General features: G+C 69.0%; 2 protein-coding genes. Both read right to left on the reverse strand.

Features of this window, described 5'->3' with window-relative positions; genetic code table 11:
• On the reverse strand, positions 1-1480 hold a 1480-nt coding region (locus LCH29_RS43900; protein WP_446467277.1), incomplete at its 3' end, for a ThuA domain-containing protein.
• 29 nt (positions 1481-1509) lie between these two features.
• Positions 1510-1680 (reverse strand): ricin-type beta-trefoil lectin domain protein (locus LCH29_RS43905; protein WP_446467278.1); only part of this gene is annotated, 171 nt, incomplete at its 5' end.

Genomic DNA, 1680 nt, shown 5'->3' on the forward strand with positions numbered 1-1680 from the left:
ACGCCTTGACCGTCGACCCCGGCGTCACCGTCCACCGCTGCCCAGCCGAGCCCGTACACGACGAGATCTGCACCGCCGTCCCATCCGCCGAACTGCCGTCACGGACATCCAGGCACTTGCCCGCGACCCCCACGACCGGACCCACGCCGGGGGTGGGTGACGGGGTGCCGCCCAGCTCCTTGATCCGGACGTTGCGGAACGATACGTCGTCCCCCGTGCCGTGGTTCTGGATGCCGAGGTGGCCGGCGAGCGAGCGGGCGGGGTCGGTGTTGGTGAAGTCATTGATCTTCACGCCGTTGAGCCAGACCTGGAGCCGCTCGCCCTCCACCAGCAACTCGAAGGTGTTCCACTCGCCCGGTGGGTTGAGCGCCACGTCCCGGGCAGCCGTGTCCGGGGCCTTGATGGCGTAGATCGAGCCGGTCGTGCGGTCAGGCGCGTCGGTGGCGTCGATCTGGACCTCGTAGCCGTGGTTCAGTGCCGACTGCGGGTCGCTCGACGGTGGGAAGCCCACGATCACGCCGGAGTTGTCGTCGCCGGGCATCTTCCAGTCCAGCTTCAGCGAGTAGTCGGTGAACTGCCGGGCGCTGTACCAGAGCATGCCCAGGCCGCCGTACGAGGCGAGGGTGGCGTCCGAGTTGGTGAAGCCGCCCGGGCCGGCCTGCGACCAGCCGGTGGTCGAGCCGTTGTAGAGGGTCGTATAGCCGTTCTCGGGCCGGCAGTCGGCCTTGGTCCGGCCTGCCGCGTACCGGATGCCGCCGAGCAGGTGCGCCCGGAACGCCGACTCCGCGTACGACGCCTGGCTGTGTCCGCCGCCGGTGTAGAAGGCTCGGCCCCCCGAGTAGGTCTTGCACCAGCTGTGCGGATGGTCGGCGCCCATGGAGCCGCCCGAGTACGACGACTCGTCCAGCGTGGTGAGCACGCGCGCGGTGGTACGGGGGTTGGTGCGGAAGTTGTACCACTCATCGGTGCGGGTCCATGTCTGCGGCAGGTGGGCGGTCGCCGCGTGCGCCCGCCCCTCCACCTTGACGTTGGCCTGCTGGACGGCGGGGTGCGAGGCGAAGTAGGCGCCGACCAGATCGCCGTAGAACGGCCAGTTGTGCTCCGTGTCCGCGGCCGAGTGGACGCCGACGAAGCCGCCGCCTGCGCCGATGTACGACTGGAACGCCGACTGCTGGGCGTCGTTGAGAACGTCGCCGGTGGTGTTGAGGAAGATCACCGCCTCGTAACGGCTCAGGTTGCCGGCGGTGAAGTGGTTGCCGTCCTCCGTGGCCGTCACCGTGAAACTGTTCGCCGCGCCGAGGTCGCGGATGGCCTGGATTCCTGCCGGGATCGAGTCGTGCCGGAAATCGGCCGTCTTGGAGAACACGAGGACGTCGTAGGACGTGTCCGCGGCATTGACGGGGCTGGGATGCGCGAGGAGGGCCAGGGCGGCGAGTGTCGCGGCCGCCCCACCTAGCAGCATTCGGGGTTGTCTGCGCATGTCCGTCGCTCTCTTCCTGGTGACAGAATTCAGGGCAGGGTCCATTTCTGGTTGGCTCCGCCGTGGCAGGTCCACAGGTGCACGAGGGTGCCGTCCGACGACCCCGCGCCCGACACGTCCAGGCACTTGCCCGACTGCGGGTTCCGCAGCGACCCGTCCGGGTGCGCCTGCCAGTTCTGGTTGGCGCCACCGTTGCAGGA

The organism is Streptomyces sp. BRA346 (assembly GCF_052851135.1).